Raw genomic sequence first — 26889 nt, 5'->3', positions numbered from 1 at the left:
ACGGTTAGCAGTTAGCAGTTATCGAATTTTATTACTCACTGTTCACTGATTTTTAACTACTAAGCACTAATCACTAACCGATACTATTCTTCTTCAGAAGCATCATCCATATCTTCGTCTTCGTCTTCGTTTGTCTTCCTAACAGAGGTAGCGGAAACAACAGCTCCTTTTTCTAATTTTTCTCTTACTAGTTGCTTAATTTGTTCAGCAAATTCCGATTTTTCTTCTAAGTACTTAATGGCGTTATCTCGACCTTGGGAAATATTGTCGCCATTGTAACTATACCATGCTCCCTTACGGTTGAGTACGCCAGTTTCTTCTGCTAAATCTACAAGACAACCCAAGGTAGAAATACCTCTACCAAAAATAATGTCAAATTCTGCAACTCTAAAAGGTGGCGCGACTTTATTTTTAGCAACTTTGACTTTGACGCGATTACCAAATTCCTCGGTTCCTTTTTTCAGGGTTTGAATCCGGCGGATATCCAAGCGTACCGAAGCGTAATATTTGAGAGCATTACCACCAGTTGTAGTCTCTGGATTACCGTAGCTGATACCAATTTTTTGTCGTAACTGGTTGAGGAAGATTACTGTGCAGCCAGATTTACCAATGTTACCAGTTATTTTACGCAGAGCTTGGCTCATCAATCTTGCCTGAAGACCAACGTGGGCATCGCCCATATCACCTTCAATTTCCGCACGGGGGACTAGGGCTGCTACCGAGTCAATAACAACTATATCTACTGCTGCTGAACGAACGAGTTGATCGACAATTTCTAATGCTGCTTCTCCTGTATCTGGTTGAGAAACCAATAAGTTCTCTGTATCTACGCCTAAAGCCGCAGCATAGGTGGGGTCGAGGGCGTGTTCTGCATCAACATAGGCAGCAATACCGCCATTTTTTTGTACTTCTGCAACGGCGTGTAGTGCTAAAGTCGTCTTACCAGAACTTTCTGGGCCATAAATCTCTATCACCCGACCTTTAGGTAAACCACCGCCTAACGCCAAATCCAATGTCAGCGCCCCACTGGAGATGGTTTCTACCCGCATCCGGGTAGCGTCGCCCAAGCGCATGATTGTTCCTTTGCCAAAAGTACGCTCAATTTGGTTGAGTACCATGTTGAGCGCTTTTTGCTTGCCAGCATTATCAGTATTAACAGCCATTCCTACCTCTATATATATGGATTTAGGGAGTGTTGCTTGGGAAGATTTAATAGAACAGATATACTATTTTGACATTTTCCTGCGGCTAATCGCTACATAGTTTAACGCGGGCTGCTCAATAATTGCTAGGACTGGGAATTATACCATTTTAGATTTTGGATGGGGACACCTTATCTGGGTATAGGTTCTGTAAATCTATCTGTTGCAATCATTTTGAAAATTGGTATTTGGTATTAAATTTTGTATTGTCTATCTTGGTTATTATGCAACATGTAGTAGCTATATGCCTGCTCAAGTGCTACTACAAGCATATTTTTACTTTTATTTACAGAACTCTGTTGACAATAATTTATCCCAGGATACAAGTCCCGGAACCAATCTAAAATCCAAAATCGAATGACTGCTGATTTTACTGACTTTTTAATTCCTGATACAGCTGTTAGCGTCGCTGGTTTGACTGACTATATCCGCTTGTTACTAGAACAAGATGAACAATTGCGACAAATTTGGGTAATTGGAGAAGTTTCTAGTGCTAACAACCACCGCAGTGGCTTATTTTTTACATTGCAAGACCCCGATAGTCCAGCAGCAATTAAATGTGTGGTATGGAATGGGCAATTAACACAACTGATGCAAAGACCAACTGTAGGGGAGCAGTTGATTGTGTTAGGCAGTATAAGATTATACTCAGCACGGAGTGAATATCAACTTTCTGTTTGGCAAGCTTTACCTGCTGGTGTGGGTTTGCAGGCGCTACGTTACCAACAACTGCGAAACCGTCTAGAAGCAGAAGGATTATTTGATCCACAAAGGAAGCGATCGCTTCCTTCTCATCCCCAAACGATTGCTGTTGTCACTTCACCTACTGCTGCTGCTTGGGGGGATATCCAAAAGACTCTCAAACAAAGATACCCTGGTTTACGTGTTTTATTTTCTCCTGCTACAGTTCAGGGTGAGCAAGCACCAGAGTCTATTGTGAAGGCAATTCAAAGGGTAGAAAGAGATAGACGGGCCGAGGTGATAATTTTATCGCGGGGAGGAGGTGCGGTTGAGGAATTAGCTTGTTTTAATGATGAGCGGGTAGTGCGAGCTGTGGCTAATTGTACAATTCCTATCATTACTGGAATTGGGCATCAAAGGGATGAGTCTTTGGTAGATTTAGCTGCAGATGAGAATGTGCATACTCCCACTGCGGCGGCAGAACGAGTTGTTCCGGCACTGGCGGATCTATATAATCAGCATCAACAGAGAGTTGTGAGTTTGCAGCAAGTTGTGCAACGGGAGTTAGAAACTGCTGATGATCAGCTGCAAGGACTACGAGAACGTTTGCAGCGTTTACGCTTGGATAAGCAGGTACAGCAACAAATGCAGGCGCTGATTTGGCAACGTCAGAAATTGGTGCAAATCACGTCTGGTAAATTACAACAAGCAACTCAGCATTTGGAGATGTTACGACAGAAGTTAACAACTCTTGACCCCAGAGCTGTGTTACAACGTGGTTATGCGGTGGTTAGGCAAGAAGATGGGATAATTGTTCGCAGTGCGACTGAGTTAGCTATGGGGCAAGAACTGGTGATACAGTTGGGGCAGGGTGAGGTGAAAGTCAGGGTTACGGGTAAAAAAGAGTAAGAAGTTTAAACTACACAGACGCAGAGGACGCAGAGGTTTGATGGCTAGACGTGTTAATTCTTCTAATTCTAAGTCTGTAGAGGTCGAGGTCTGGAATTATGAGGCGAAGGTTGCTGAGATAGAAGGTATGATTGATCGAATTGAGGGGGGTGAGTTGGAGTTGGCTGATGTGTTTGAGCAATTTGCTCAAGCTGTTGAGTATTTGCGTGAGTGTGAAAGTTTTTTACGTCAGCGACAACAGCAGGTAGATTTGTTGATTGAAACTTTGGATGATCAGTAGTTGGGGATTAAGTTTAAGAAATTAGTATGTTTGTCGAAGAAGGCGTAACTATTGATACTGGCTGTTCCATTTCACTGATAGGAGCAGGTTTCATTTCTCCACGAAAGTCTAATATTTGCACAAGCAGCAGGTAGGCGATCGCTAAAATCAAAGAAAAAACACCTGTAATAATTGCGACAATTTTTGAACGATTCATTTGTATTTCCTATATGAAAGTTAGAACTAGAGAGTAACCTCATTGTGTTGTGTTTTCTACTCACTATGATATTACACTTAATTTTCCTTTTGTGTTGAGCAAGTATTGATTAAGGGAATTGATAATTTTTTTGAGAAACAACATCATAAAAAATATTCTTTCTGTATGTCTAAATCCAAAAATATTTTGAATTAAATTATATGCTGTTCGTTGACTGTTGTGCTTAAAATCAGGAGATAATATTAAAGTTTTTTCTAGGAATTGCAGGTACATTCCATAGTCAATTTTTAATGATTCTCGTGCTAGTTCAAAGTAAGATAACGCTAAGGCACAACGATACTTAACGGTCAATTTGTTTGATTGGATTAGCTTGTTTTGTGCTTTTTGTAATACTAAACTTTGGCACTCTATCCAACGAGATTTGCTATAAGTCGAAACTGTTACATTGCCGTATCTTCTATACACTGAATAGCAACCTGGTTGATATACTACTTTGGCACCATTCATGACTACTGTTAAGAAAAAATCTCGATCTTGTGCAGCTGACAAGTTTTCATCCCATCCACCACTATTTTCGATGGTGCTTCTTCTGTAGAGTAAAGAAGCAACCGCAGTCCACCAATTTGCTAGTAATGACTCAAGAATATCAGCTTGTGTTTCAGCAATTTCTATGCGACCTAAAAAACTTGTTCCATCTGAATTGTGATATCGATGTCTCCAATCGCCATAAACAACATCTGCTCCTGTCGCTTCTAAAAAACTTACTTGTCTGGCAATTTTTTCAGGTAAAATATAATCGTCTGCATCTAGGTACTGGATATACTCTCCTTTTGATATCTTAAAACCATAGTTTCTGACATGATTCCCACCTTGATGTGGCAAAGATTTCCAAGTAATCTTATCACCATAACTTTTAATAATTTCTAGGGAATTATCATTTGAGCCATCATCAATAACAATAATTTCAATATGGGAATATGTCTGCTGTAAGCAACTATCAATTGCTTCCTGCAACCATTTTTCTGCATTAAAACAAGGAATGATTATTGAGACAAGTTTTGACATTTGTATTTGAGTGGATATGTTGGAATATATTCATCAATAATTAGAACCACAGAAATAATATGGTTTTGAGATTATACAAAATACAGTTAATATTTTGAATATAGCAATGGTTCAACTAAGAAATATAAATTTATCCTTAAAATATTTTTAGACTGCAATATTTAATGGAAATCATATTAATATAATTGCTTATGTCCAGAGTTAGTTTTTCATGAAAAGTTGTTCGCGGACAGACCTAATATCAAGTTCGCATGATTACTGATAATTTCCGTTAAACCTCACCTCGCCTTCGATACCTTTCTCCTTGGTAAGGAGAGGGGCTATTCTTGTGAGGTTTTTTGTTATAAGCGATTAACCGAACTCGATATAATATTATGTTTGCTTGAATGCTTATACTGTCTCATAAGCTGGTAATAGGTAATGAGAAAAATCAATGACCAACAATAAAGCATGATTTTGACAAAAGTTTTGGTTACAGTAGTATTTAGTTCATGACTTTCCATTCTCGAGGTTGATAAAACAAAGATTGACTAGTAATCTTATTTGATTTCACTGTAAATCTAAAAGATTCAACAGCATCGAAAGAGTAAGCACCTTCTTTAATAAAAACTTTGGCATTGTAGACACCAGGATTCAAGCAACAAAAAGGCATATACATTTGTAATTCATTTTTGCCTGGTAAGACATTTAAATATTTATTATCACTAGCAGCAGTTAGATATAAAATTCGTCCATTTTCTCCACCAATATCTGTAATGGTGACACATAGATTAGCTTTAGTTACTCTCCGATGTGCTTTGCATTCTACGCACAAAGAAACAGAGTCACCACTTATAGGTGTTGTGACAATATTTCCTTGTGTATCTTTAAAATATACAGAAGTAATATCTATACCTGTGCTTTCACTCTTAGATTTCTCTGGCAAAACCAAATAACCTGGAGATTTTTCTGTACCAGCTAGACACAAATCTTCTTCATATTTACGCACTACAGTATCTATATCGCCGATAGTAATTAATTTTCCTTTTGATATGTACACTGCTGAAGTACAAACATTTAAAATTGCTGGCGGATTATGAGAAACTAAGATAAAGGCAGTGCCGTTATCTCGAAGTTTAGCTAGTCTGCGATGGCATTTCATTCTAAACTTAATATCCCCAACTGCTAAGACTTCATCAATAAGTAAAATGTCTGGTTCGATATGGACGGCACAAGCAAATCCTAGTCGTGCTGCCATGCCAGAACTATAGGTTTGTACAGGTGCATCAATCGCATCGGCAATTTCAGCGAAATCTATAACATCCTGAAATCTTTCTGCAATTTCTCTTGTAGATAGACCCAAAATTGACATATTGGCATAAATATTTTCTCGTCCTGTCAAAATTGGATTAAATCCTGCTCCTAAGGCAATTAATGGTGCTATTCTACCTCTGACTCTGACTCTGCCAGTATCAGGCTTAATCAAGCCACTAATAATGCGTAGTATGGTACTTTTACCAGCGCCATTTGAGCCTATTAACGCTAGTGCTTCTCCACGTCTGAGTTGAAAGCTAATATCTTTCAACGCCCAAAATTCTTTTGGTCTTAAGACATTACTTTTTCTATTGATGCCTAATAACTCTGTGGTGATATCTTGCACACCATATAATAAAGATTGTTTTAAATTTCTACAAAATTTTTTAGAAACATTCTCTACTGAAATTACTACCTCAGGATCGTCTTGAGGCTGAATAGAAAATTTTTTTTCGATTAAATCAGTCATGCGATTTTGGATTTTAGATTTTGGATTGACACCACGGTCTATACTGATTTCTTGTATCATCAAGAAATTATTGGTCATAAATTATGATTAAGAACTTACTCTTTCAACTACGAAAGGCATGGCAAGACGAAATGCGATCCAAGTCAGTATTAAACCGATAATAGTAATTCCACTGACTACCCAAAATCCTAAAGGTTCTGATACTACTCCTGTGGTTGCTAATTCTCGAGTTGTGACTAATAGAGGAGTTACAGGATTAAGCTTCACTAAATATCCAAATGTTCCTTCGTTAGGAACTGCATAGACTACTGGAGTTAAAAATAGCCAAAATCCTGTGATTAAACTTAGCCCTTTGGATATATCTTGATATAAAACTCCAAAAGGGGCTAATAAAATACCGATGAATGTTCCTAGTAAAACCAAGTGAATTAATGCTACTGGCACTAGAATCACCGTCCAACTGACAGAAACACGAAAGAATATAAATAGTGCCACTATCAATATTGTTTTAATGCCAAAGTTAAAAAACACTTCGCCTAGCTTGGCTAAAATTAGTGCTTCTCGGGGGAAATTAACTCTGGCTAACATCGGCTTGGCGACTGTCACTGCTTGCACTGGGCCGTTTAATGCTTCTACAAATGTTTGCCACAGAGCAGTGCTGAACATGACGTAAGCTGGGTAGGGTATATCTGTCACCCCGACATTAATAACTTGGGCACCCTTGGCAAGGGTAAAGCTAGCTGCCATGACAATCGGGGGTAAGAAGGCCCAGACTATTCCTAAAAATGATTGACGGTACTGGGCACTAATATCACGTACCATTAGTCGCCAGGCGAGTTCACGAGAAGCGAGTAAGTCTCGCCACATTTGTTGGAGTAATCGGAGGGGATGTTTCAGGCTACTTTCTGGTGTATGAATTACCTCAGGTAGCTGATGTTTTGAATGCATGTTTGGCTTCAAAGTTTTTCACCCTACTACACTGTATTAATTGCCAATCACAGGTGGGTGTTATCCACTTTTCTATTGACTGAGATTATGCTCAATTTAGACTGTGATATGGCAAGATTTGGATTTTTATTTATTGACAATAAAAAAGACTACCGCGATCGCAGTTTTCTGGCAACGCTTCGAGGTAGATATAAAGGGTCGTATGAAGATTTGATGATGATTGCCCGTAGTTTGCCAAAATATTTGTCACTGGGATTGCAAGGGTAACAAGATAGTTGAGGGACAGCTTGAGAAATCAAATCAAGCTGATACTTGGCATTGAGGCGGTGATTTTCGGCAATGCTAAGCATTAAGGCATAGGTGCGAGCAGCGTTTACAATGGGGATTCTCTGGATATTACTGAGGTCATACAATTGTTCTTTGGAACTTTGCCAGCCGGCTAGGCGTTGCTCGATGTAAAATCTATCTCGCCAGTCCATGTGTGCTTGGGGAGTTTGCTTCACCCATTCTAACCACTGACGTATACCTGCGATCGCGCTTGAGTTTAATGCTTCCCCATAGGTTCGGGCAATTTGTTGAACACAGATTTCGGTGTCGTCTATAGTATGAGGTAGGGAATTACGCCACAGCGCTTTACCCACTTCCATGCACCAACCACCAACAGAAATTCCCTCTAGAGAATCTCGTACACTTTGCAGAAAAGGCAAGGCGTCGCCCTCTGAGACATGACCTGCGCTATGTTCAGTAACGAGATGCTGACGGTTGGCTTGACTATTGCGTCCATGCAAAAAGATGTGCTTGTATCCAAGTTTGTCTGCTAGGGTAGCTGGGAGAATGCGATCAGCTACTGACATTCTGGCAGCAATGCGGGTAAAGGGTGTGATGTTGACACCGCCACGGTATGCCATTGCTAGTACTAATCGTGAGTCAACACCCGCCGAAAGTCCTAGCCACACTTGGCTCTGTTTTTGATAAAGCCGCCGAAGTGCTGTGATCATACTTTGGCTCAACAATTCCAAAGCCTCTTTATAGTCAAGATCAGGATTGATTGGCGGTAGCAAAGGTCGGGGTTGAATGCTACCGTCTTTAAGTTCAATAACTTGACTCGGTAAAAGCCGACTTATTTCTCCAAAGCGCGAAAGTGGTGGTGTAAACCATGACAGCCCCCTTTGGTAATATAACTGTCGAGAATCAGCCTTGGGTGAAAGTATATCAGCAAGTAAAGCTGGACTACTTGATACCCACACTTGACCGTCGCGTGTTGTTCCATAAAAGCAACCGAGAAGTCCAGAGGCATCGATGTGTATCTGCCCATTACCGATCAACACCCAACGACCTGCCCAACTGGCGTAGAGGTTAGGTACATCGGCGCTGGCTGTCTGAGCAATCTTTGCTAGTGGTTCCGAACGGGACTCTAGCGTTTCCACAGCCACTCCCAAAATTACCCAAGTAGTTCCGTCAGCGTCAGTTGTCCAGCTAGCACGGAGTTCGGGACAATAGGAAATCCATGTGGAAGCGTCAAACTGGCGATAGTGCCAATCTTCGTACACACGATAAATTTCTGGTCCAATCACAAACTGGCGACGGTGAGGCCGCATCATTAATGGGGAATTAGTAGTAAGCACAGATTCTTTTTGCATGGAGGTTGTGTCCTTGGTTTGGCAGGCACACCCTGATTAATTCTGGGATGAGGCTGTCATCGTAGATGTTGGCGGCTGTTGTGGAGGGATTTGATTTGGCAGTCCTTGCAAGTATTTTTTTGCATAGCGAGAGGTAAGATAATGGTTTAACGCCTTATCCATTTGTCGGAGAACTTTCCCTACTACGCGAGAGCCAAATTTGCCAAGGGGAAATTTACGGACGAGGGGATTGACAATTGTCATATCTCGCCGCCATCCTAAGCGTTTGTACTTGTTTTGGAAGTACTCATCTTCGCTTAGATTCCACTTATCACGTAAACGTTTCAAGCTTGCTAGTTCCCAAGCATCACTCCACCGCAGCATATAAAAGTGTAGGTCTGTCCATTTTAAGGGCGGGCCTGGTACATAAGTTACTAAAGATTCAGGTTCCAAGTAGACTGTACCACCAGCCTCGTTAACCATAATACACAAATCTACGTGTTCTTTCGTATTTAATAATCCTTCATCTAAAAGACCAATCTTATCAAATATTTCTGTGCGTACTATCATGCAGTGAAACTCTGCTAACCCGGTTTGTTGCCGTTGCAGTTGGGGATGTACATTTGCTACTTGCTGTCCTTGTTTATAGATTTTTTCAATTATTCGCCGTCTGGTAGTCTCGCCTTTGGTTTCTACTTTCACACCAGATTCTCCACCTGCACAATGCACTTCTGTATGTAGTGGCAGGTATTGACAGATGAGGGGACTAACTATAGTGGCTCCAGTTGCTTCAGCACAATCTACCAATGGTTGCAACCAACCAGGCGTAACTACAACATCGTTATCCATAAAGACAACATATTTACTGTTGACTTGACGTAAACCGATGTTTCTAGCGTGATTGGGAGAAAGGTAGTGGTCAGTGCGAATTAGTTGAAATTGCTTCTCAACTGCTTGAGTTGCGAGGTAATTTTTGATGTGAGTAGGTGAACCACCATCGACGTAGATTAACTTGAAGGGATAACTTGTATTTTCGTAAATACTTTCCAAGGATTCACGAGTGTAGCTAAAACGCTCACGAGGAACAACGACAATAGTCACTTCTGGTTCGAGAAATTCAGATTTATTCATGGTTTAATCCCTTTTGAAATATGCAGAAAAAAAGTTAAGTGAACTGTTATGAAGAATTTTGACTAGCCTCTATCTCCTTTTTTAAGTGTATTTAGGACTAGCAATAGAATCTATACTTTGCTCTGAGCATGGTTGTAAATTATCTATGATTACTTGCTGATAAATTTTTACTAGTTCATCATTGAGGCGCTCTGTATCATAATGTTTTTCTACATAAGCACGGCCAGCTTTACCCATTTGTTCCCATAATTCTGGATGCTCAATTAAATAAGTTAGTTGCAGAGCGATCGCATCTGCATCTCGCTCTGGAACTAATAAACCAGAAATACCATCTTGAACAAGCTCCGGAATACCACCGTGCCGAGTAGCAATGACTGGTAAACCCATAGCCATTGCTTCTTTGAGGGTATTCACAGGAGCATCTTGATTACCATCTTTAGCTGTGACACTGGCAGCAATAAAAATGTGAGTATTATCGATAATTTGAATAATCTCTTCTTGATTTTTCCAACCTAAGAGTTTGATTTTATCTGCCACACCCAGTTCTGTAATTACTTGCTGTAAATGTGCTTTTAAGTGTCCATCACCGATGATATTACATTCTAGATTGGGATAGGTTTTTAAAACTTTGGCAACGGCACGAATGGCATACTCTATTCCTTTCTTTTCAATTAAACGACCAATTGTAGCAATATAGATTTTGCCATCTACTAGAGGCTTGCGTACCCGAAAATTAAACCGACTACAATCTATGCCAGAACCGTGAACAGTTATCTTCTTTTGATCACAACCTAATTGAATTGCTCTCTGACGAAAAAACTCACAATTTGCTAGAAAAAAATCTCCTTTAATAAACAACTGATTGTAAACTCTCTCTCCATACTCTTTGACATACCAGCTGATATCATATCCCCGAAAAGAAGTCACTAACTTACCTTTGATTGCACCAATGTCACGATAAATTATTCCCTCGTTGCCCAGGATGCCAAATTGACAGTGAATTATATCGTATGGTTCTGCACCTAACAAAGGAATAATTGAGTATAAAATTCTCAGAGCTGGTGCATCTTTGTCGGACTGTAAAAATTTGAGCGATCGCAATATTACTAGTGGGGCTTTATAAAAATTGGTAATAACTAACCATAGTGCTTTGAGCAGCCGCAAAAGTTTATTATGAGGCATCTGAGGAGCATAAAAAGTGCGTTTTAGCAAGTCATATTTTTCTACATCTGGATGAAATTTCACAGTATCGTCAGGTCTATAACCGTAAATATGAACTTCATGCCCTCGGCAAATTAAGCCTGTAATCTGGTTCAAAATAAATGTTTCTGATATGACTGGAAATTTATTAACTATGAAAGCTATTTTCATTTGTTGATGTCACCACTCACTAGCTATTTATCATCAACTAAACAATGTAATTGCGCTATAATTACATGTACTTTTAAAACTAATTCTTTTTTGCTATTTAGAAATACTATTAGAGACATCTTCATTATTTTTTTACAAAAAAGCAGAATAATTAATTTTTTTTGAAATGATAAAAATCATGCTGATAAAATACCGAGATGTGATAACTGCAATGCTCAAAATCGATATTTTTTAACCGCGAAGATACGAAGTTCACGAAGGTAATAGTCACCATCCTATGCTTGTGGAGTCGCTACGATAAAGATTAGTGACTTTGCTGGAATTAAGTTCTATGTCTTTAACTGAGGAAATTCTTTCGCAATTAGCAGGGGATATTTTAGGGGGATTGCGTCGTAGCGATCGCACCTTATCATCCATTAGAGAAGGTAAACTACCAGTACCAACAGTAGTCAGAGAAAATCAACAACTGTTGGGTGCTGTCGATTGGGATGTTTTAATTTGCGGTGGCACTTTGGGGATTTTAATCGGCTGTGCCTTAGCAGTGCAAGGATTACGGGTAGCATTGATAGAACGGGGTAGATTACGCGGCAGAGATCAAGAATGGAATATTTCTCGTAAAGAATTGCAAGTCTTCTTAGAATTATCTTTATTAACAGATGCAGAATTAGAAAAAGCGATCGCTACAGAATACAACCCAGCCAGAGTCGGCTTTGATAACGGTGTCGAAATGTGGGTAGAGAATGTATTAAATATTGGTATAGATCCAGTGTATTTACTGGAAACTTTAAAACAAAAATTTCTGGCAGCTGGTGGTAAATTATTTGAAAACACACCTTTTGGAGAAGCGGTAGTTCACCCAGATGGAGTGATAGTCAACAATCAATACAAAGCTAGGTTGTTAATTGATGCGATGGGACACTTTTCTCCCATTACCCAACAAGCGCGACAAGGACAAAAACCAGATGCGGTGTGTTTGGTAGTTGGTAGTTGTGCCCAAGGATTTCCAGAAAATCACACTGGTGATTTAATTTTATCTTTTACACCGATTCAAAAGCAGTGCCAATACTTTTGGGAAGCTTTTCCTGCTAGGGATGGCAGAACTACTTACATGTTTACCTATATGGATGCAAACCCACAACATATAGGATTAGAAGCTTTGTTTGAAGAATATCTGCGCTTAATGCCAAAATATCAAAGTGTGGAATTGTCACAATTAACATTCCAACGGGCGCTATTTGGCTTCTTTCCCTCCTATCGTCAAAATCCACTGCACACACCTTGGAGTCGTATTCTCTTCATAGGAGATAGTAGTGGGAATCAATCTCCTTTAAGTTTTGGTGGTTTTGGCGCAATGGTGCGTCACTTGCACAGACTAACTCAAGGTATTTATGAAGCGCTGCAAACCGATCAACTATCTGCTAATGCCCTAACACTACTGCAACCATACCAACCTAGCTTGAGTGTAACTTGGCTATTTCAAAAAGCTATGAGTGTTGGTGTCGATCAAAAAATTGCCCCAGAACAAATTAACGAGTTGCTATCAGCAGTATTTCGACAAATGCAACAGTCGGGTGACATGGTTTTAAAACCATTTTTACAAGATGTGGTACAGTTTCCTGCCCTAACACAAACCCTATTAAAAACAAGTGTTGCCCATCCAGGTATTGTTGCTAAAGTCATTCCCCAAGTAGGTTTACTTTCCTTATTAGATTGGATGGTACATTACGGAAATTTAGGCAAATATTCGGTGTTATTTTGGCTAAGCCAAAGATTAGAACCCTGGGAAAAATATTTACCCAGCACTTCTAAATACTATTGGCATCGCTGGGTTGATGCTTGGAAGTATGGTTCTGGTGGTGATTATTTGGATGAGTAACCTTTACTAACAAATACAAATCCCCGTGTTTTACCTGAAACTGTATCAACAGTATTCATTGCCTTCCACAAATCTGTTGTCTTTACCCAAACAGGCGGATATTTGTAACGGGATACATCCATAATTAAAAATCTATCTGTTTGTTCATTGTAAGCAGCTAAGGGGGAAATATGTCCACCTTTTTCTTGTCCAATTTCTTTACGTAAATAGTTCACTAAAATAAAATTTCCAGGTTGTTTTAAATTTTCTGCTGCTTGTTTACGAAACTGTTCTAAACTAGTATCAGCAGCGTGATAGACTTGTGCTTTCACGCCGTAACTTGCTAGTAGTTGCCCCATTTGATCTAACGTCATTCCCATACGAGCAACAACTTCAGGACTAATAACTTTTCGTGTTGCTTCGTTGTTAAAAAAGTTTGTCTGAGTAAATACATGATATGGTTTATATTCGGGTGCTTCCGGCGCAGAAACTCCCAAACTATTCAACACCATAACAATACTGGCAACTCCACAGTAAGCTTGATTATTTTGAGTAACAAATTGTGTGCTGAGAGGAAAGAAATCTTGGCGAGAACGACTATTAATTAATAATTTTTCACCTTCAGGTGTAGTAAAGCCAATTAAATTTGGTGTCAAAGTAAGAGTTTGGGCAATAGCACTGCCACTAGTAGCGTATATTCCGAAAATTAAAGCGTTTATGGTTGTTGGAAGAATATGGAGTTTAGAAAACATAAATTAAGCTTGCTGTAAATAGTATGATTTTGAGTCTCATGTAAGCTAGTGGTGTGGAAGAAAATAATTTTAAATATCGTAGACGCGCCTAAGCGCGGCTTCCCGTAGGGTACATAGATGCACACGGATAAACACAGATAGTTTATCCGTGTGCATCTGTGTTCATCTGTGTTCGTTTCTTCAAAGATACTTTGTCATCGCTGTGAAGTCACATTAGACGTATTTCAGTTAAAAATCATCATAATCCTTTCGATTTTCGAAACTCACTCACAACTTCTTGAATATCACGCAATTCTCCTTCGACTAAATAATTCATTTGCTGCATTTCGTCAGCTGAAATCTTACCAGCAAGTTGGGATATAGCAGTTCTTAACTTAGGATACTTTTGTAAAGTTTGTTGACGTGCGATCGCTACTGCTTGGTAAGGCGGAAAATACTGTTTATCATCCTTTAGCACAACCAACCCTAAACGAGATATTTGACCATCAGTAGAATTACCATTAATCATATCAACTTGTTTTTGCAATAGCGCCCGATATATTAATCCTAAATCCATAATCCGGGGAGATTGAGCAAAACGTAAATCATAGGTTTTGGCTAAACCTGGAAAACCATCTTCTCTTTCCATAAATTCATAACCAAAACCACCCCGCCATTTAGGTGTATACTCAGCAGCTTCCGAGAGAGTTTTTAGATTATAGCGCTTTGCATCTTCGCCACGTATCACCATTGCAAAAGTATTTTCAAAACCCAAAGGTGGCATCACTGCCAATTTAAATTTCTGGGCGTAGGCTTGTTTTAACTTTTCATAAACAAGTTTTGGATCTTTAATATCTTTTTGTTTTAATATCGTCACAAATGCTGTACCTGTATACTCTACATAAGCATCAACTTTGCCAGCAACCAAAGCATTATGAGTCACCAAAGCACTAGTAAAACGACGTTGCTCAACTTTTAAATTAGTTGTAGCTGCTATTTGTTGTGCTAAAAGTTCGCTTAAAATATCTTGTTCAGTAAAACCTTTAGAAGCAACAACAATATCCCCTCCGCCACTACTTATTTTCCCTGTTTGGCAACTAGCTAGCGTAACTATTAAAGCAAAACTTAAAAAGCATAACGTTAAAAATCTTTTCATACATCTGTGTTCATCTGTGTGTATCGGTGGTCGATATTTTAAAATCTAATTTTTTTTCAAAGCATCATGAAGTAATTACACCAGAACACATGGAAATAATTTTATTTACTTTTACCTGGAAAAAAGCTGTAGGGGTGTAAGAATGTAGAGTATTCCTGTCAATGTCTAGCTTCTTGAAGAAAATTTTCTTGGTGTCTTAGTGTCTTTGTGTTTCAAAATTAATTCTTTTCACCACCAAGATACTAAAACACTAAGAAGAAAACTTTTTGTAGTAAGCGCTACTCTGCGAGAAGCCGCTGAGTCGCAAAGCGAAACGCTGCGCCAACGCGTCTACAGCGCCTACTACGAATTTATAAAGCAGTTACACTCGCCATTACCCGATCAACAATCTGTAACGCCGTCTCTACTTCTTTTTCACTGACAATTAAGGGTGGCACAAATCGGATGACTTTAGGTCCGGCTGGTACAAGTAACAAACCTTCGTTAATAGCTGCTTTGACGACATCGCCTGCGGTCAATTCAATGTCTGCTTTTAATTCCATACCACTGATTAAACCCCAACCGCGTACATCAACGATGTGATTTGGATATTTGCTAGCCAGCACTTTTAAACCAGTTCGCAGTTGTTCACCCCGTTGTTGGACATTCTGTAAAATATTCTCTGTTTCTAATGTTTGGCAGACAGTCAAAGCCACACCACAGGCTAAAGAATTGCCACCAAAGGTGCTAGCATGTTCTCCTGGTTGGAAGACATCGCAGAATTTTTTGCTTATCATTGCCCCAATAGGAACACCGCCACCCAAACCTTTGGCACTGGTAAAGATATCTGGTTCTACGCCAAGATATTCATAACCCCATAACTTACCACTACGTCCCATCCCGACTTGTACTTCATCAAAAATCAGTAAGACGCCCGTTACATCGCAAATTTGCCGCAATTTCTGGAAGTAGTCCACATCTCCCGGACGAACTCCGCCTTCTCCTTGTAATGGTTCAATCAGAATCGCAGCAACACGGTAATCACCTTCATCCAATTCGCTAATTGCTGCTTCTACTGCTGCAATATCGTTGTAAGGTACATAGTGGAATCCCGGTACTAGGGGATCAAAATTCTTTTGATACTTCGGCTGTCCTGTGGCAGTAATAGTTGCTAGTGTTCGTCCGTGGAAGCTGGAGTGAGTGGTGAGAATAATGGGACGTTCTATTTGCAACACGCTATGTGCGTATTTCCGCGCCAGTTTAATTGCAGCTTCGTTAGCTTCTGCCCCTGAATTGCAGAAAAACACGCGATCGCCACAGGAATGCTCAACTATCCATTTTGCCAATTCTCCCTGTTCGGGGATGTAGTATAAGTTAGAAACGTGATGCAATTTTTGCATCTGCCGTGTTACCGCTTCTACCATCGCTGGATGAGCATGTCCCAAGGTACAAGTAGCGATTCCTGCAACAAAATCAAGATATTCCCGTCCTTGGGTATCCCAAACGCGGCAGCCTGCACCCCGTGCCAAAGCGAGGGGAAACCGCCCATAGGTAGACATAACAACTGCATCAAAACTATCAGCATCAAAGGTGCTAGATAATGCAGAACCTGACTCTGAAGTAATGGGGTGTTGTTGAACAAGAGTTTCTAGGCTCACCTGCTTAGCTCCCTAAATTCTTTATTGTAGGGTGATTCACTTGTCTGGTAGAAATCTGTCAAAATTTCTTATCCTTACCTAATACTTCATCTTAAGCTGTCACTCAGTTATCCTCAAAACGAGTGGCGATGGTGAATAATTATGTACTCAACTCTGGAACAGAAATATCAACGCATCCAAAAAGATTTAATGGCAGGGGCAATTGCTCTTGGTGGTGTCTTTCTGATTGGTACTATATGGTACGCCCTAGTAGAGGGTTGGTCATGGCAAGATGCAGCATATATGACAATCATCACCCTAGCTACTGTCGGCTACAGTGAAACAAGACCACTAGGCGATCGAGGACGACTATTTACCATCGCCCTCATTTTAATGGGGGTAGTCACTATCGGTTACATCGTCAACCGATTTACAGAAGCAGTCATTCAAGGCTACTTTCAAGAAGGAATTCGACTTCGACAAGTGCGACGGGCAATGGAATCTTTATCAGGGCATTACATCATTTGTGGATTTAGTCGGACTGGTCGACAAATTGCCACAGAATTTCAAGCAGAAGGCGTCTCTTTTGTGGTTATTGACTCTGATGTTGAATCTGTACGGAAAGCACAGGATCAGGGTTATACTATATACCAAGGTGATGCCACATTAGATGAAACCCTCCTTAGAGTAGGCATTGAAAGAGCAACTTGTATAGTTGCAGCCCTTCCTTCTGACGCAGAAAATTTATACATAGTTCTTTCCGCAAAATATCTGAACCCAGGCATTCGAGCGATCGCCCGCGCTAGTACAGAAGAAGCTTTGCAAAAGTTGCAACGCGCTGGTGCAGATGCTGTTATTTCTCCTTATATCACCGGTGGAAAGCGCATGGCGGCGGCGGCTCTCAGACCCCAAGTTATGGACTTTGTGGATGGAATTATCTCAGGTACAGACCGACAGTTATACATGGAAGAATTTTTGCTTGACCCAAAAGTTTGTCCGGTGGTAGGGATGACTTTAGGACAAGCCAGGTTACGAGGGCAAACAGGTGCATTGATACTTGCTGTGCGACGCAACGATGGCACTCTCATCGGCGGTCCTACTCCTGATACAGTATTTATGCCCGCAGATGTGTTAATTGCGATGGGTACACCAGAACAGCTGCGCGCCCTCAATCAACTTCTAGGGCCAATTGGTTCTAAGCAGTTACGGAGACCAAAAAAGATTTAGGTTGCTAGAGGGTAATACCAATTTTGGATTTTAGATTTTGGATTAAAACTATTGATTAATAGGCTTTCTAGATTTTGATGAAACTAGACTCAGGGCAATTTAGTATAGTTGTGAAGGTTAGTTATTGATAAAGTTTCATCTTGAGATGTTGATATTCAATAGCAGATAAGTCAGTTAACTCAATTAAGGAAAAATCATTAAATCTTTACATTATGAAAATATTTTACCATACTACCTTAGTAGTTACTAACTAATCGCATTGATTTTATTCTGATGCCAAATAAACTAAATTTATTTAGAAATAATTATTTATTGGTTTATTCTCAAAGCTCCGAATTTCATAATCATTAACTTTTTATTTATCTTTGAACGATAAAAAGTAAATTGCTTAAGTGGCTTATCTGTTCTTGCATCCAGTTTCAGTATCAATCAAAAATTACAATATCCATCAAATAGATGATTATCAAAAATCAGCAATGCTAGTAGGCTGTTTGATAACAGTCACGCAAGCTTGTAAGTTTAGTTTTTTAACATTCGTCTACTAGATATTTATTCCTAACCTACTATATTAATATCTTATGACAACTATAAATATATTCAACGAATAATTAGTGAAAAGCTCAAAATAAAAGGATTTCTAACTTTTGTAGAGATGCAATAAGTTGCGTTTCTACAAACTTTTGACTTTAGGATATAGAAAGTATGTCTCAAACTTGGCTAGAGCAACTACAGCAAATAACCATTGTGGTTGCAGATGCGGGGGATATCAGAGCAATTGAAAATTTGAAACCACAAGATGCCATAACAAGTCCGGCTTTGATAACTGCTGCTGCTCAAATGCCTGAATACGAAGATATATTTCATCAAACTTTATTGCAAGCAAAGCAAGATGCAGGTGCAGGAGGAACAATAGATCAGATTGTGTCTTTGGCACTAGATCGTTTGCTTGTGTGGTTTGGACAGAAAATTCTCCAAACAATCACAGGTCGAGTATCAATAGAAATTGATGCACGGTTATGCTACGATACCGAAGCAATCATTGCCAAAGCACGTTCTCTTATTTCTCTGTACGAAGCAAATAATATTTCCAGAGAACGAATTTTAATGAAAATTGCCTCTACTTGGGAGGGTATCCGTGCAGCTGAAGTTTTAGAAAAACAAGGAATTCATTGTCATTTAAACTTACTATTTGGTATTCATCAAGCGATCGCCTGTGCGGAAGCTGGTGTGACTCTAGTTTCTACTTTGGTAGGGCGAATTGGAGATTGGTTCAAAAAAGAATCAGGACGTGAGTTTTATCCAGCCGCAAGAGATCCGGGAGTCTTATTAGTCAGTCAATTCTATAACTACTATAAAAAATTTGGCTATCCAACCCAAATTATGGTGGCTTGCTTTCGTAACATTGACCAAATTGGAGAGTTAGCAGGTTGTGACTTACTAGCAATTTCACCTGTGCTGCTGAAAAAATTGCAATCTACAACAGGTGAATTGCCGCGTCAACTTGTTCCGGCTCATGCTGCCGAAGCTCATTTCAGAAAAATACATGTTGATAAATACACTTTTTACAATATGCATGAAGCCGATCGCATGGCATACCAAAAACTAGAAGAAGGAATTGTTGGTATGTCAAAAACACTGGTTGCTCTAGAAAAACTTTTAGCACAATGGTTGGAATGTTTAGAAAACAAGTATATAAATAGCTGTAGCTGTCTAAGTTTAGGAAACATCTTTCGAGTCTACGACTTCGACGGTGATGGCTTCATCAGTCGTGAAGAGTGGACAGGAATCGATGCAGTATTTGATGCTCTAGATGTAAACCATGATGGGATCATCACTCCTGAAGAAATGGCAAGTGGATTAGGAGTAGCCTTTCACTTGTCATTCAATTCACTTCAGGTCTCCGACAAAAGTGTGAGATAAAAAATTTATAGAGGAGATTCTGTGGCTTTAAAACTATATTTGCTGCGGCACGGCGAAACAATTTACAGCCAGACCGGGGGATACTGTGGAGAGTTAGACCCAGAGTTAACACCAGAAGGAACACTCATGGCTAAAGCATTCGCCGAAGCATACAGTTGTATACCTTGGACAGCAGTTTATGCCAGTCCCAAAAAGCGTACCGTTGCTACAGCCAAACCATTGTGTGATGCCATAGGGATGAAAATGGAACTGCGGGATGGGCTAAAAGAAATTAATTATGGCAAATGGGAAGGTCAAAATGTCGATTTTGTCAAGCAGTACTACCTAGATGATTACCTGCGTTGGTTAGCCGAACCAGCTTGGAACCCACCTACAGGAGGAGAAACAGCAGTACAGATTGCTAGTCGTGCTTCCCTTGTGATTGCAGAAATTCAGGAAAAATATCCAGAAGGTAATGTTTTAGTAGTTTCTCATAAAGCAACTATCCGAATTGTACTTTGCAACTTATTAGGTATTGATTTAGGACGCTATCGCGATCGCATCGATATGCCAGCTACCTCGGTCAGCATCGTTAAATTTGATATTCATGGCCCGATGCTGCAAGTATTAGGCGATCGTAATTACATGCCAGAAGAATTGCGCTTACGACCAGGAACTTAGGAGATGGGGAGGTGGGGCAGTGGGGAGGTGGGGGGAGTGGGAGGAGTGTGTAGACGCGCTCATAGGCTTCCCGTAAGGGTGGAGTGTGAGAAGTAAGTAGTTTAAAGAACAAGTAACTACTAACCACTAATCACTATTGTACAGACGCGATGTTCCTCGCGTCTCTACTAACCACTAACTACTAACCCTACTCTTTTGAGAAGACGCTTGCGCGTCTACGGGTTCGTAGTCGCTCATGGGGGACTCACCGGCCCCCACTCCCCCAAGGGAGGAGCCAGTGCGGTGGTGAGGCAACGACGGGAACGCAGGGGTTTTCCCCATGAGCGATTGCCGTAGACGCGCTTTACTCGGCTTCTGTAAAGTAAGGGTCCCCCGGCATAAAGGAGCCAGTGCGGTGGACGGGTTTCCCGGCATAAAGCACCTGGCGTCACCTGGCGTTGGGGATTGGGGGAGGGACCCCCTGCGTAAGAGTCGCTGACTCACCACTAACTAATAACTACTAATGTACAGACGCGAGGAACATCGCTTCTCTACCCACTAACAAATGACTAATTATGAAAATTTTAGTACTCAATTCTGGGTCAAGTAGCCAGAAAAGTTGTTTATATGAAATAGTTGGGGATCAGTTACCAGGGCATCCACCAAAACCTGTTTGGCAAGCTATTGTAGACTGGACTCATCATCAAGGATTTGCTGAACTCGAAGTTAAAACTGCTGAGAACGCAGTTTTCAAAGAAAAAATTCAGGCTGATTCCTATGCATCCGCAACTGAACGTGTGTTGGCAACTCTGCTTGAGGGTGAAACACAGGTAATCAAAGAAGCTAAGGAAATTGATGCTGTTGGTCATCGGGTAGTACATGGTGGTCAAGAATATAATCAGGCAACTTTAGTGACAGAAGAAGTCAAAGCAGCCATCAGACGTTTAGCAAGTTTTGCCCCACTTCACAATCCAACCAATTTGGAGGGAATAGAAGCAACTGAGAAGGTATTTCCTGAGGCTGCTCAAGTGGCAGTATTTGATACAAGCTTTCACAGCTACATTCCTTTAAGCGCGGCTGTTTACCCCGGTCCCTATGCATGGTATGAAAAAGAAGGTATCCGTCGTTACGGTTTTCACGGTATTAGTCACCAGTACTGTTCCCAACGGGCAGCACAATTATTAGGCAAAGACTTAAATTCTTTACGCCTGATTACATGTCATTTAGGCAATGGTTGCTCTTTGACAGCAATTAAAGATGGCAAGAGTATCGATACAACAATGGGATTTACTCCCTTAGATGGGTTGATGATGGGGACTCGCTGTGGTTCTCTCGATCCTGGTATTTTAATTTACCTTCTACGCCACCAAGGGATAGATGCTGACAAATTAGATGATATTCTCAATCACGACTCTGGGTTGAAAGGTATTTCAGGTATATCTGGTGATATGCGTGCTATCCAAACTGCTATTAGTGAAGGTAATACCCGCGCCCAGTTAGCTTTTGACATGTACATTCATAGATTGCGATCGCACATTGGTTCGATGTTGGCTGTACTGGGAGGATTAGACGCAATTGTGTTTACTGGTGGAATCGGGGAAAATCATTCCTTAACGCGATCAGCTGCCTGTGAAGCCTTTGCCTTTTTAGGGCTAAAACTTGATGAAACTAAAAATCAAGCTGCACCCAAAGATCAAGATATTGCAGCAGTAGATTCTAATATTCGCGTTTTAGTCATCCAAACTCAAGAAGATTGGGCGATCGCTCAGGAATGCTGGCATTTATTGCATTTGTCAAAAGTTAATGGTTAGTAATTAGTGGTTAGGTGTTAGTTATTAACTACACAACGAGGAAATGAAAATTTAGCTCCTCCTACACCCTTATACCTTTACCAAACAAAGCAAAAGTTAAGAGGCAAAAGAAAAATACTTTCTTTTTACTTTTTACTTGGTTATTTTGATTTATTAATCTCCCACACCCATTTTCAAGACAGATATGAATTATGAAAGCATACAAGGTGCGATCGCTCATTTCGCAAATCGATAATAGGTAGTCTGAATTTTTGCCACAATAGAGCTAAATAGAAAAAAACGCAGATTTACTGCGCTCTGGTAAAAAATGATTCAATTCACTCAGTCGTTGGAAAGTTTTGCTCAAAAACGTATACTTACTGTCATTGATAGTGATCACAAAACTCACATAATATTCGCATGTTTCTATAATTTTTCCAGAGCAGATAAGCCAGTTAACTTAGACAGTTAAGCCAGATATAGGACTACTATTTGATTTTTGAAAAGATACGTAGGGTGCGTTAGCCCTTGGCGTAACGCACCATTCTATGTTTTTGGTGCGTTACGCTAGGCGATAACACACCTTACGTGTACTTAGATTTTTTCAATAATCAAACCGGATTCCTATAGTTCTTATACTATATTTTCTATAGCAATCCTATTTAATTTGTAAACAATTACATCGCCCAGCTCCCCAACTTTTCTCAAAAGTTGGGGAGCTTGTTTTAGGATTGCTATAAAGTTATACCAATTTGGAAAAAGAATGCAACACACCAATAGTATCAGACCCCTCCCCAACCTTAAGCGATATCGCTTAGGGTGTCGTTAGGTGGGTGGGGTTATCTACCCTTAAACATTTTTTGAATTGGTACTAAAACTTTTCTCTTCCCCTCTGGCTTGCCCGAAGGACAAATAAATACTATCTAACGCATTTTCTTTTCATACAATTTGAAAAATGTCTACGATAGATAAATAACAAAACGCAAGTAGAGTAAAAAGATTACAGTCTCAATATAAAAACAAATCCTAAATACGGTCACTGCTGTGGCAGAGAACAATACATACGAAATGTTTCGCGTCTTAAAACAATACATGAGGTTTCGGAGCTATATCCATAAGTATCATTATTAGTAGCTTTATTCTTGATTAATGCTGTGGTTGAAATAGCAGCACATGCTAACAAAAAAGTCCCAATCAATACTGTTTTTGGAGTAAGGTTTGGATTTATTTTTCTCTTGTAATTCGATACTTTCGATTGACAACAAACTTGTTGTGGAGACCAAAAATGGTTGTCAAAGTCGTAGTAACTCATCTATTTAATTAGCTCCTTAGCTATCTACAAGTAAGAATTCAGTAGTCATCTTGCCAAGAGTTATGAATTATTTTAGATGTTGGCGTTCAGTCAATGATATACCATCTCACTAAAAAGTATTTATCTAAATATTAAGTAATTATTAGTTTTTGTCATAAAATTTTTCTATGAATAATCAATATATAAGTTATAAAAATTTATAATTTTTTCTTATTTAAATAGAGAAAGAAATTTTCTTGCTTATATAGAAAAATGTACAGATAAACTTAGCTAATTGATTCAATCTGAAGATTTTATTCGATAAACAGTCGAAATAATCACAATTCCACTATTTCTGCAATTCACTAGCTTAAACATTCTTGTGATTATTAGCTCTCATTACTTTCCCCACCGTGACATTTAACTGTGCCCCAATTAGTAGAACCAAAGAACTGAGATTAAGCCACAACAGCAACACAATTCCTGCACTCAAAGCTCCATAGGTCAAATTATAGTTTCCGAAATTGCTGACATAGACTCGAAATAATTTAGAAACACCTGCCCACAGCAAAGCTCCAATAATTGCTCCAGGCATAATAGGAGTACCGTTGAACCATTTACTTGGACCATGACGATAAATAATACTAAACGCATAAGCGATAATCATCAAGGTTAAAAGCCAACGGAACCAAGACCAAGCAGATAAAAATATTGCTCCAAATATTTGTGTACTATCTAACACAAATTGCACAATTAGGTCACTGATAAATACTAACAAAGAAGCAGTTAAAACTAAACCAATGGTAGCAATTGTTAGGAGCAAAGAAATTAACTTCGCTTTCCAAAAAGGTTGTTTGAGATTTGGTGGAATCTGATAAATTTCATCCATCGCATTCATTGCCGCACTAATTGCTCCAGAAGCAAGCCAGAGGGCAACGAGAAAGCTAATATAAACTACTTCTCTACTTTGAGGTAGTTTTATCTGTCTAGTAAATTCTTTCAGTAGGAGTGGAACTTGTTCTGGAGCAAAATTAAGTACTTGGTGAGCTAAAGTATCAACTTGATATTGAGAAATATTCAACATTCCAATCGTTGTGAGAACAGCCGCTAAGGTTGGAAATAAAGCTAGCAAGTTGTTATAAGCCATTTCCGCAGCTAAACCAGGTAATCTGTGTTCGCCACTTTCTTTGACAACTTGTTGAAGAACCTGAAAGTTGAGATGGCGAAAGAAACGGATAAAGCGAGTGGAGAACATAGGATGGGGTGATGGGGTGATGGGGTGATGGGGTGATGGGGTGATGGGGAGAAAACATAAAATATATTTCTTCAGACTTCAGACTTCATCCTTCATCCTTCAGACTTCACCCTTCATCCTTTACAAATGTATGATGGCAATGAGTGAATCAAGGAAAATCAGTCATGACTAATGTTGTAGAACGTAGCTTTCCGATTGATTTAGGAGCCTACAAGCCCCTGGCATTAGACCCAAGCAATCCTACCCTCACCGATGAGCAGCGCCAAACCCTCAAAGCTAATATTCAGCTATGCCGTGATGCAATTGTTTTCTTCACAGCAACGGGAGCAGCTAGGGGTGTTGGTGGGCATACTGGTGGCCCTTACGACACAGTGCCAGAGGTGGTCATTCTGGATGCACTATTTAGAGGCGCACCAGATAAATTTGTACCGATTTTCTTTGATGAAGCAGGACACCGAGTTGCTACCCAGTATCTCATGGCTGCCCTGCATGGTGATCTACCTTTTGAGCAACTTGCTCACTATCGTGAAGCCCATTCTCAATTACCTGGACACCCGGAGTTGGGATTGACGCCAGGCGTCAAATTTAGTTCTGGGCGTTTGGGACATGTGTGGCCCTATATTAATGGGGTGGCAATGGCTAATCCAGACAAAGTGGTGATTTGCCTTGGTTCTGATGGTTCACAGCAAGAAGGCAATGATGCGGAAGCAGCACGCTTGGCAGTTGCGAAGAATCTTAATGTCAAGATCATAATTGATGACAACGATGTCACCATTGCTGGACATCCCTCTGAGTATCTACCAGGTTTTAGTGTTGCTAAAACCCTCACAGGTCACGGAGTTAATGTTAGTGTAGGAGATCCGGAAGATATAGATGATTTATACCGTCGTATTTGCGAAGCAGTAACCACCGATGGCCCAATTGCTGTAGTGAACAAGCGCAAAATGGCTGTAGGGATCGATGGTATTGAAGGATCAACCCACGGTCATGATGTGATTCCAGTGGATAAAGCGATCGCCTACTTAGAAAAGCACGGACAAACCGCAGCTGTCGAATACCTCAAAAACATCCAAAAACCTAAACTACCCTACACTTTTCTGGGTGTAAGTGAAAAATGGGATTCTAACCGCAATGTCTTCGGTGATGCTGTGGTATCTGTCCTCAGCCGCATGAGTCCTGAGGAACGCAAAGAAAAGATCATGTGTATCGATAGTGACCTCGAAGGTTCCTGCGGTTTGAAGAAAATTCATGATGCCTATCCAGATATTTTTGTCGCTTCTGGCATTATGGAACGGGGTAACTTCTCCGCCGCCGCCGGCTTCGGTATGGAAAAAGGCAAGCAAGGCATCTTTGGTACTTTTAGCGCCTTCTTGGAAATGTGTATTTCCGAAATCACTATGGCGCGGTTGAACTACTCCAACGTCCTGTGTCACTTTTCTCACTGCGGTGTAGACGATATGGCAGACAACACCTGCCATTTTGGTCTCAATAATATGTTTGCTGACAATGGGTTAGACGACGGTTACGAAACGCGGTTGTACTTCCCAGCTGATGCTGGTCAAATGAAAGCCTGCGTGGAAGCAGTATTTTTTGACCCTGGGTTAAGATTTATCTACTCCACCCGCTCAAAAGTTCCCCAGATTTTGGATGAAAATGGTAACAACTTCTATGGCGAAGGTTATACCTTTGTTCCTGGCAAAGATGAAGTTGTGCGGGAAGGAACTGCTGGTTATATTATCAGCTTTGGTGATGGTTTGTATCGCGCCCTCGATGCTGTCGAAAAACTCAAACAGCAAGGAATTGACGTTGGTTTAATCAATAAGCCGACACTCAACGTTATTGATGAACAGATGCTAACTAAAGTTGGTAAAGCACCTTTTGTTTTGGTTGTGGAAGCACTCAACCGTCGCACAGGGTTAGGTAGCCGCTTTGGTTCTTGGTTACTAGAACGCAGACTGACACCAAAATTTGCTCACCTGGGCATTCATAAAGAAGGTTGTGGTGGATTGTGGGAACAGTTCCCCTATCAGGGACTAGATCCTGAAAGCATTATCAAGAAAGTCAAGGAACTAGTTAGCTAGTCTATAGATGAGGAATTAGAGGGATTGAATTCAATCCCTCTTTCAATAATTTAATTAGTTATTAATATCTGCAAAAATACTTTCTTAAAAGCGCCCCAAGGTCGGCGTACCGCCCGTTATGAATGAAAGAAACTGTTTTGAATAAACTGATTAACAGATAAATT

Annotated in this window: 20 protein-coding genes; 8 read left to right on the top strand and 12 right to left on the bottom strand. The window is 40.1% G+C overall.

Annotated elements, in window-relative coordinates; genetic code table 11:
- Positions 1 to 83 precede the first annotated feature (83 nt).
- Positions 84 to 1163, bottom strand: a complete 1080-nt coding sequence (gene recA, locus RS893_RS26570) for a recombinase RecA (RefSeq protein ID WP_315788598.1) — start codon at positions 1161 to 1163, stop codon at positions 84 to 86.
- Positions 1164 to 1559: 396 nt separating this feature from the next.
- Between recA and xseA the strand changes: the two genes are divergently transcribed.
- On the top strand, positions 1560 to 2792 hold the full coding sequence (xseA, locus tag RS893_RS26565; RefSeq protein WP_315788597.1) for an exodeoxyribonuclease VII large subunit: 1233 nt from the start codon (positions 1560 to 1562) through the stop codon (positions 2790 to 2792).
- 40 nt (positions 2793 to 2832) lie between these two features.
- On the top strand, positions 2833 to 3072 hold the full coding sequence (gene xseB, locus RS893_RS26560) for an exodeoxyribonuclease VII small subunit (RefSeq protein WP_315788596.1): 240 nt from the start codon (positions 2833 to 2835) through the stop codon (positions 3070 to 3072).
- Between the two features lie 13 nt (positions 3073 to 3085).
- Here xseB and RS893_RS26555 read toward each other — a convergent pair whose 3' ends face one another.
- From RS893_RS26555 to RS893_RS26525, 7 genes are all read right to left on the bottom strand, one after another.
- Positions 3086 to 3268 (bottom strand): hypothetical protein, encoded by a 183-nt coding sequence (locus RS893_RS26555; RefSeq protein ID WP_315788595.1) that lies wholly within the window; start codon positions 3266 to 3268, stop codon positions 3086 to 3088.
- 63 nt (positions 3269 to 3331) lie between these two features.
- The gene (locus RS893_RS26550; protein WP_315788594.1) at positions 3332 to 4333 is read right to left on the bottom strand and encodes a glycosyltransferase family 2 protein; all 1002 of its coding nucleotides are present in this window, start codon (positions 4331 to 4333) and stop codon (positions 3332 to 3334) included.
- A 484-nt stretch (positions 4334 to 4817) separates the two neighbouring features.
- Complete coding sequence (locus RS893_RS26545; protein ID WP_315792109.1) at positions 4818 to 6095, bottom strand: ABC transporter ATP-binding protein; 1278 nt, start codon at positions 6093 to 6095, stop codon at positions 4818 to 4820.
- Positions 6096 to 6182: 87 nt separating this feature from the next.
- The gene (locus tag RS893_RS26540; RefSeq protein ID WP_315788593.1) at positions 6183 to 7043 is read right to left on the bottom strand and encodes an ABC transporter permease; all 861 of its coding nucleotides are present in this window, start codon (positions 7041 to 7043) and stop codon (positions 6183 to 6185) included.
- Between the two features lie 149 nt (positions 7044 to 7192).
- Entirely contained in the window at positions 7193 to 8683 is a 1491-nt protein-coding gene (locus RS893_RS26535; RefSeq protein ID WP_315788592.1) for a hypothetical protein, read from the bottom strand.
- A 36-nt stretch (positions 8684 to 8719) separates the two neighbouring features.
- The gene (locus tag RS893_RS26530) at positions 8720 to 9793 is read right to left on the bottom strand and encodes a glycosyltransferase family 2 protein (RefSeq protein ID WP_315788591.1); all 1074 of its coding nucleotides are present in this window, start codon (positions 9791 to 9793) and stop codon (positions 8720 to 8722) included.
- A gap of 81 nt (positions 9794 to 9874) precedes the next feature.
- Positions 9875 to 11164, bottom strand: coding sequence for a glycosyltransferase (locus RS893_RS26525; RefSeq protein WP_315788590.1), 1290 nt, complete (start codon positions 11162 to 11164; stop codon positions 9875 to 9877).
- A 331-nt stretch (positions 11165 to 11495) separates the two neighbouring features.
- On the opposite strand from RS893_RS26525, the gene RS893_RS26520 reads away from it, so the two are divergent.
- Positions 11496 to 13040 carry an FAD-dependent oxidoreductase gene (locus tag RS893_RS26520; protein WP_315788589.1) on the top strand — a complete coding sequence of 515 codons (1545 nt, stop codon included), beginning with the start codon at positions 11496 to 11498 and terminating at the stop codon, positions 13038 to 13040.
- Here the strand turns inward: RS893_RS26520 and RS893_RS26515 are convergent.
- The 3 genes from RS893_RS26515 to RS893_RS26505 all read right to left on the bottom strand — a co-directional run bounded on the left by RS893_RS26515 (position 13025) and on the right by RS893_RS26505 (position 16543).
- Positions 13025 to 13771: a phytochelatin synthase family protein gene (locus RS893_RS26515; protein WP_315788588.1), complete on the bottom strand. Its 747-nt coding sequence runs from the start codon at positions 13769 to 13771 to the stop codon at positions 13025 to 13027. The genes RS893_RS26520 and RS893_RS26515 overlap by 16 nt on opposite strands.
- A 238-nt stretch (positions 13772 to 14009) precedes the next feature.
- Complete coding sequence (locus RS893_RS26510; RefSeq protein ID WP_315788587.1) at positions 14010 to 14906, bottom strand: glycine betaine ABC transporter substrate-binding protein; 897 nt, start codon at positions 14904 to 14906, stop codon at positions 14010 to 14012.
- A 350-nt stretch (positions 14907 to 15256) separates the two neighbouring features.
- Positions 15257 to 16543 (bottom strand): aspartate aminotransferase family protein, encoded by a 1287-nt coding sequence (locus tag RS893_RS26505; RefSeq protein WP_315788586.1) that lies wholly within the window; start codon positions 16541 to 16543, stop codon positions 15257 to 15259.
- 141 nt (positions 16544 to 16684) lie between these two features.
- Here RS893_RS26505 and RS893_RS26500 point away from each other — a divergent pair, with 141 nt between their 5' ends.
- The 4 genes from RS893_RS26500 to RS893_RS26485 all read left to right on the top strand — a co-directional run bounded on the left by RS893_RS26500 (position 16685) and on the right by RS893_RS26485 (position 22119).
- Complete coding sequence (locus RS893_RS26500) at positions 16685 to 17749, top strand: potassium channel protein (RefSeq protein ID WP_315788585.1); 1065 nt, start codon at positions 16685 to 16687, stop codon at positions 17747 to 17749.
- A 702-nt stretch (positions 17750 to 18451) separates the two neighbouring features.
- Positions 18452 to 19669 carry a transaldolase gene (locus RS893_RS26495; protein WP_315788584.1) on the top strand — a complete coding sequence of 406 codons (1218 nt, stop codon included), beginning with the start codon at positions 18452 to 18454 and terminating at the stop codon, positions 19667 to 19669.
- A 21-nt stretch (positions 19670 to 19690) separates the two neighbouring features.
- Positions 19691 to 20329, top strand: coding sequence for a histidine phosphatase family protein (locus RS893_RS26490; RefSeq protein WP_315788583.1), 639 nt, complete (start codon positions 19691 to 19693; stop codon positions 20327 to 20329).
- Between the two features lie 554 nt (positions 20330 to 20883).
- Positions 20884 to 22119, top strand: a complete 1236-nt coding sequence (locus tag RS893_RS26485; protein ID WP_315788582.1) for an acetate kinase — start codon at positions 20884 to 20886, stop codon at positions 22117 to 22119.
- Positions 22120 to 23759: 1640 nt separating this feature from the next.
- On the opposite strand, the gene RS893_RS26480 is transcribed toward RS893_RS26485, so the two are convergent.
- Positions 23760 to 24644 carry a YihY/virulence factor BrkB family protein gene (locus tag RS893_RS26480; protein ID WP_315788581.1) on the bottom strand — a complete coding sequence of 295 codons (885 nt, stop codon included), beginning with the start codon at positions 24642 to 24644 and terminating at the stop codon, positions 23760 to 23762.
- Between the two features lie 164 nt (positions 24645 to 24808).
- Here RS893_RS26480 and RS893_RS26475 point away from each other — a divergent pair, with 164 nt between their 5' ends.
- Complete coding sequence (locus tag RS893_RS26475; RefSeq protein WP_315788580.1) at positions 24809 to 26725, top strand: transketolase C-terminal domain-containing protein; 1917 nt, start codon at positions 24809 to 24811, stop codon at positions 26723 to 26725.
- Positions 26726 to 26889 lie beyond the last annotated feature (164 nt).

The sequence above is a fragment of the Fischerella sp. JS2 genome (assembly GCF_032393985.1).
Lineage (GTDB): Bacteria > Cyanobacteriota > Cyanobacteriia > Cyanobacteriales > Nostocaceae > Fischerella.
The sequence above is the reverse complement of the archived record's forward strand: the minus strand, read 5'-3'. Positions and strand labels throughout refer to the sequence as shown.